The organism is Streptomyces sp. NPDC046261 (assembly GCF_040646235.1).
Classification (GTDB): Bacteria; Actinomycetota; Actinomycetes; order Streptomycetales; family Streptomycetaceae; genus Streptomyces.
The window spans coordinates 21,658-27,657 of record NZ_JBEYZU010000008.1 but is presented as its reverse complement, the minus strand read 5'-3'; the positions used below and the strand labels follow the sequence as shown (position 1 = coordinate 27,657).

Here is a 6,000-nt window from a genome sequence, read left to right as displayed (position 1 = left end):
AGCCTTCGGGCTTGATGCGGAGTGGCTCACTCACGAGGGTCGGCTGATTCCCTCCGCCATCGTCCTCTCCCACGACGAACAGCGCGAACGGCTACGCCGGGGCTGCCCCGAAGCCGTACCGATCTCCGTGGTCGCCGGCGACCCGTGCATGGACCTGCTCCGCGCCAGCCTTCCCTTCCGTGACGAGTACCGCGCGGCCTTCGGGCTGCGGCCCGGCCAGAAACTGCTCGTCCTCACCTCCACCTGGGGACCGCATTCCCTCCTCGGCGCGAACATTGACATCGTCCGCCGGGCGCTCGCCGAGCTGCCTGTCGACGGCTATCGCGTCGTCGCCGCGGTGCACCCCAACGTCTGGTTCGGCCACAGTGGTTGGCAGGTCCGCTCCTGGCTGGCTCCGTACCTGCGCGCCGGGCTCGTCCTCCCTCCGCCGGAGACGGACGCCTGGAAGGCGGCGCTGGTGGCGGCCGACGCGTTCATCGGCGACCACGGCTCGCTGAGCCTGTACGGCTCCGCACTCGGCGTGCCCGGCCTGCTGGGGGCCTTCGGGGAGGCCGTGGTGGCCTCCGGGTCGCCCATGGAACGGCTGGGGGCGGCGTTGCCGCGCGTCAGCCCGTACGAGCCGCTGGAGCAGCAGGTGCGGCATGCCATGGCCGCACAGCCCGGCGACGAGCGGCTCGCCGGCATCGGTGGGCTCGTCACGTCCCGTCCCATGCGGTCGGCCGCGCTGCTGCGCCGCCTGTACTACGCGCGGATGGAGCTGGCCGAGCCGGACCGGCCCGCGGTTCCCCGGCCCATCGCGCTGCCGCTGCCGCTTCCCGCCGAACGGTACGAACCGGTGCCCGCGGCCATGTACGTCACCGTCGCAGCGGGCGGGGCCTGCGGGCGGGTGTCGCTGCGGCGCCACCCTGCCGAGTTCCAGGGATCTGTGACCGCGCACCTGCCCGACCCGCACCTGGTGGCCGCGGAGGGCGAGCCCGACCCCCGCTGGGCCCGCGCGGCCGACGTGATCGTGGCCCGGCCGCCGGGGCCGGGCGAGTCCGTCAGGGAGGCAGCCGAGCGGATCTTCCGGCGCTATCCCGGGTGCCGGCTGGCCGCCTTCGCGGGCGGGCCGGGGCAGAGGGCGACGGACTGCGTCGCCGTCACGCGTGACGGAGCGCGGGTGAGCGCCCGGTGGGAGATGGCAGGAGCCGGGGCGGGGGCATCTTTGGCGGTTGCGGCGTCGGTGCTCTACATCGGGCTCGGCGGCGGGCTGGAGAACGGACGGAGGGATGAGAACGCCACTGTCGACGTCGACATCGCCGACGGGGTTCCTGCGGGACGGCTCGCTCTGGAGGGAGTTCTCCGCTGATCTTGCCCCGTTCAGCAGCAGCCCTTCCCTCCCCTTTCACCGTCTGAGCGTTTCTCGTCCTCAAACACCGGACGAGCTGCTTTTTCGCTCCCCTGCTCGCCCCCTCGAACCCCTAGCCGCCCAGGCGTTCCCGCGCCGCCCTCGCCCCCGTGCTCTCTCCACCGGCGCCGCCCACTCGGACGTACAGCTCCAGCGCCGACCGCCAGTCGGCCTCCGCGGCCTCCTGCCGGCCCTCGGTCGCCAGTACGTCTCCGCGCAGCAGCAGGATGTCGGCTTCTTCCTTGGGCGCGCCGCAGGTGTGGATCAGCGCGGCGGCTTCGTTCAGCGGGGCCAGAGCCTCGTCCGGGCGGTCGGCGCGCAGGCGGGCCTGGGCGTAGTGCCACAGGGACTTGGCCTCGTTGAAGTGGTCGGGCAGTGCGGCGAACAGCGCGCGGGCGCGCAGCAGCAGCTCGGCTGCCTCCGAATGGCGGCGGTCGGCGCTGAGGGCGCGGCCCAGGTGGAAGGTCAGCAGCGCACGGCCACGGGGGTGGTCGATGTCCTCCAGCGCGTCGACCGCGCGCCGGAAGTGGTCCGCCGCGGCCTGCGGGCGGCCGGCGCGCAGCTCGAGCAGCCCCAGGCCCTCCAGGGCCGAGGACTCGGTACGCGCGTGCCGGAGGGCACAGGCCAGGGTGAGGGCGTGGTCGTAGTGGTCGCGGGCGGCTGCGGCGTCGCTCTCATCGTCGCGGTCGGCGTACGCGAAGGCCAGCTCCAGGTGCATGCGCGCCACGGCGATCGGGTCGTCGCCCTGTTGCGCCGCGCTGACCCCCGTCAGGCACACGGCCACCCAGTCCGCGTGGTATTTGCGCCGGAAGAAGAAGCCGCGCAGTGCTTCGCACAGCTGCCACGCCGCAGCGTGGCGTCCGGTGGCATGCGCCAGCTCCACCACCGCCACCACGTTGGCACGGTCCGCTTCCATGGCGTCCAGTGCCTCGTCGGCGCCGGCGAAGGCGTTCCGCAGGCGCTCCGGCTGCGCGAACATCGGCCCATAGCGCCAGCGGTCGGAGGTCTGCCACTCGACGGCCGCCGCGCGCTCCAGGTACCAGTCGACATAGTGGTCGACGCACGGGGCGGAGTGCCGGTCCACGCACCGGTCGGTCGTCCGCGTGTCGACGACTCCGCCGGCGGCTGTGCGGGCGTGGTCGTGGACGAGTCCGTGCATGCGCAGCCGCCCGTCACCGGCCGGTTCCAGCAGCCGCTCCCGTACGAGCGTGCGTACGTCGCCCTCCGTGCGGGCGAGCCGGCGGACGAGCTCACGGGAGAACTCCGGTGTCGGGTGCAGACCCAGGGCCCGGTAGAGCTCCGCCGCGCCCTCGGCCAGGGAGTCGTACACGGCGTCGAAGACCTGGGCGACGGAGAGGTCGTCGGGCACGGTGAGCGCCTCCAGACGGGTGCGGCGGTCGACGAGTTCACGGGCGAGCTCCGCGGGATCCTCCCCCGTCTCCAGCAGTTCACCCACGCGCGCGCCCGCGATCCTCACGGCCAGCGGCAGTCCGGCACAGGCGCGCAGGACGTCCTCCAGAGCCGGCCGGTCCAGTGCGTCCGGCCGTCCCGTCACCGCGTGGAACAACTCGGCACCGGATCCGGCGTCGAGGGCGTCCAGATGGACGCTCAGTGTTCGCGGGTGGGAGACCCGCAGACCGGTGAGCGGGAAGCGGCTGGTGACGACGACCACGCTCCCGGGGTGGCCCGGCAGGAGGGGGCGGACCTGGGCGGCGCTCACGACGTTGTCCAAAAGCACCAGGGTGGGCGCGTCGGCCGTCAGCGATCTGTAGTGGGCGGCGAGCCCGTTCAGGTCGGTGGGTCTGGACGGGCCGATCTGCTCCTGACGACCGGACAGTTCACGGATGAAGCCCTCAAGTACGGCGGCGGGGTCGCGCGGCTTGAGCGGGCCCTGCGGGCTCATGTCGTCCTGGAGGTGGCCGCCGGGAAAGTCGGCGCCCAGTTGGTGCAGCCAGCGCAGTGCGGTGGCGGTCTTGCCCATGCCGGGCAGGCCGGTGACCGTCACGATCAGGGGCGCGTCGCGCCCGGCGCGTTCGGCGGACGCCCGCGCCAGGGCCGCGAACACCGGGGTGCGGTCGACGAACACGTCGGGCGCCGGGCCCAGGAGCCGTGGGACCCGTGCCGTCGTGCTCCGGTGCACGTGGACTTCCCGCGCCTGTACGACCGGGGCCAGGAACGTACCGCCTGTGATCGTGTTCTCGATGCCGTCACGCTCGCCCATGCGTCCCCGCCCCGCCCGCCGCAGTTGTGGGGAGAGATCCTACGTGCGTGCCCTCGCGGGCCGAAGAGGGCACCGGCGAAAGGCGCATGGCGCCCGCCGGCGGTGGGCCGGGGGCGCCATGCGCACAGGAACGGATCCGGGGCGGGGGACGTCCCGGAAACCGTGGACCGACTGTCTTCGGCAGACGTCAGTCGTTGTAGCAGAAGTTGCCGGAGGCCGGGTTGAGCAGCCCGATGATGTCGATGGTGTTGCCGCAGAGGTTGATCGGGATGTGGATCGGCACCTGGATGACGTTGCCCGAGATGACACCCGGGGAACCGGCAGCCGCGCCCTTGGCTCCGGAGTCGGCGACCGCACCGCCGGCGACGCCGGCGAGAGTGGCGCCCACAGCGGCGGTGACGACTGCTGCCCTGGCGATTCGTGACATGGGAGACACCTTTGCTTGGACGTACGGGACGAGCACCCGGCCGGTGACGGTCGGGAGCCCGGATCAACGTGCGAAGCTCACAAAGGTTTCGTCCGCGAAGCGACCGGGTGACCCCGATATGGGCCGAATGGGTGCCAGGTGTGGGCTGATCAACAGCAATAGGGGTTTCCCCATTGGCTTCCCGGCTGGCAGGGTTCCTGTCGTACAGGCACTTCGGCCTCTTAGACCATGGGGATGACTGGCGAGAATGATTGGCGCCCTGCTGACGTCACCGATCGAATCCGCCGAGTCCTTCGACGATCCCGCCTTTGACGGCCCCGCCGCCGGCGGCGCGAACGCGACGCCCACGCTGTTCCCCGAGGAAGAGGCGCTCATCGCCCGGGCGGTGGAGAAGCGGCGCAGGGAGTTCACCACGGTGCGGGTCTGCGCCCGGACCGCCCTGGGGCGGCTGGGCGTCGCTCCCGGCCCCATCGTTCCCGGGCAGCGTGGCGCCCCCCAGTGGCCGTCCGGCATCGTCGGCAGCATGACGCACTGTGCCGGCTACCGCGCGGCGGCCGTCGCGCGCAGCGCCGACATACTGACCATCGGACTGGACGCGGAGCCCAACGAACCTCTGCCCAACGACGGAGTGCGGGAACTGGTGACCCGCCCCGAGGAGCACGGGTGGCTGGCCCGGCTGAGCGCGGAGCGGCCCGATGTGTGCTGGGACCGGCTGGTGTTCAGCGCCAAGGAGAGCGTCTACAAGGCGTGGTTTCCGCTCACCCGGCTCTGGCTGGACTTCCAGGGGGCCGTCATCGAGGTGGACCCGGCCGAGCAGACCTTCCGCGCGCGTGTGCTGACACCGGACCCGCTCCTGGCAGCGACCGGAAACCGGCTGTCCGGCTTCGACGGCCGCTGGCTGGTCCGCGACGGCCTGATCGTCACGGCGATAGCCGTGCCTGGTCGGTAGCTATTGCTGTGCCCGCCCCGCAGCTGTCGGGACGGTCAGCCCTCCGGTGACGCCACTCGCTCGGCGAAGGCGGCCAGTTCCTCGCGCCAGCCGTCCGCCAGTGGGGCGGTGGCGGCGATGTCGCGGGCCCTCCGGACTAGCTCGTCGATCAGCTGCTCGGTGACGTCGCGCTCCTCGGGATCCAGCAGCAGCTCGCGCAGCAGCTGTGCGTCCCAGGCGAATTCCGGGCCTCCGTCGAGGAAGCCGCGCAGCCGCCACGCGGCGTGCAGCGGACGGGCGTAGCCGTCGTACGGGGCGTCGAGGTCGGGGCGGCCGGCGAGGGCCGCGCCCAGGCGTAGCGGGTGGCGCAGGGCGTACCAGCCGGCGGCGCAGCCGCGGTCGCAGCCGGACACGCAGTGTCCGGGCCAGGGGTCGTCGAGGTACTCGGCGGCCATGGCCTCGTGCGTGTACGTGCCGATCGCCCGCTGTACCCGCAGCTCGTCCCAGATCTGCCACGCCTCGGCGGGCAGCCGTGCCACGAGCCGGTCCGCGTGGGCGAGGGCGAGGTCACCGGCGAGTGTGGCGGTGGACTCGCCGAAGCGCCGGGAGTCGCCCGCCCAGCCGCTGTGCTCGTGCTCGGCCGCCCGGCCGGCGTGCAGGGTGGGGATGCCCCTGCGCAGGGCGGCGTTGTCGCGGACGTCGCCGCGTATGAGGGTGCAGGTGTCGAGGAGTTCGAGAGCAGCGGCGGTGTCGACGGCGGCGGGGGCCTCCGGGTCGCCGCCGGCCGCGAGGTAGCCGGTGAGGAAGACGGTCGGGCGGGCCCGGTCCCCGCCCGCGGTCACCAGCTCGGCCAGTGACTCGATCAGCCCGGCGCCGCGGGCGTCGGCGGTGCGCCACAGGCGGTGTTCCTCGTCGAAGAGGCCCCGCAGCCGCTCCTCGACGCGGTCGAGCATCCTCGCCCGCTGGTGCCGCGGCGACGGCGTGGGGGGCGCCACCGGGCCGGGCGGCTGGGGTCGCTTCGTCATCGTGTGCCTCCC

General features: G+C 73.0%; 5 protein-coding genes. 2 read left to right on the top strand and 3 right to left on the bottom strand.

From position 1 onward, the window contains the following. Positions 1-1,348 (top strand): hypothetical protein (locus ABZ956_RS16715; RefSeq protein ID WP_361893346.1); only part of this gene is annotated, 1,348 nt, incomplete at its 5' end. A gap of 112 nt (positions 1,349-1,460) precedes the next feature. On the opposite strand, the gene ABZ956_RS16710 is transcribed toward ABZ956_RS16715, so the two are convergent. Both ABZ956_RS16710 and ABZ956_RS16705 read right to left on the bottom strand, forming a co-directional pair. Continuing rightward, entirely contained in the window at positions 1,461-3,608 is a 2,148-nt protein-coding gene (locus ABZ956_RS16710; protein WP_361893343.1) for an NB-ARC domain-containing protein, read from the bottom strand. 187 nt (positions 3,609-3,795) lie between these two features. Then, positions 3,796-4,035: a chaplin gene (locus ABZ956_RS16705; protein ID WP_361893340.1), complete on the bottom strand. Its 240-nt coding sequence runs from the start codon at positions 4,033-4,035 to the stop codon at positions 3,796-3,798. Between the two features lie 247 nt (positions 4,036-4,282). Between ABZ956_RS16705 and ABZ956_RS16700 the strand changes: the two genes are divergently transcribed. After that, the gene (locus tag ABZ956_RS16700) at positions 4,283-4,984 is read left to right on the top strand and encodes a 4'-phosphopantetheinyl transferase superfamily protein (protein ID WP_361893337.1); all 702 of its coding nucleotides are present in this window, start codon (positions 4,283-4,285) and stop codon (positions 4,982-4,984) included. A 35-nt stretch (positions 4,985-5,019) separates the two neighbouring features. Here the strand turns inward: ABZ956_RS16700 and ABZ956_RS16695 are convergent, their stop codons facing one another. Then, complete coding sequence (locus ABZ956_RS16695; protein WP_361893335.1) at positions 5,020-5,988, bottom strand: polyprenyl synthetase family protein; 969 nt, start codon at positions 5,986-5,988, stop codon at positions 5,020-5,022. Between the last annotated feature and the right edge of the window lie 12 nt (positions 5,989-6,000).

Excerpts from the sequence above, each read along its gene's own strand:
- ABZ956_RS16695 (WP_361893335.1), bottom strand. The coding sequence starts at position 5,988 with ATGACGAAGCGACCCCAGCCGCCCGGCCCGGTGGCGCCCCCCACGCCG.
- ABZ956_RS16705 (WP_361893340.1), bottom strand. The coding sequence starts at position 4,035 with ATGTCACGAATCGCCAGGGCAGCAGTCGTCACCGCCGCTGTGGGCGCC.
- ABZ956_RS16710 (WP_361893343.1), bottom strand. The coding sequence starts at position 3,608 with ATGGGCGAGCGTGACGGCATCGAGAACACGATCACAGGCGGTACGTTC.
- ABZ956_RS16700 (WP_361893337.1), top strand. The coding sequence starts at position 4,283 with ATGATTGGCGCCCTGCTGACGTCACCGATCGAATCCGCCGAGTCCTTC.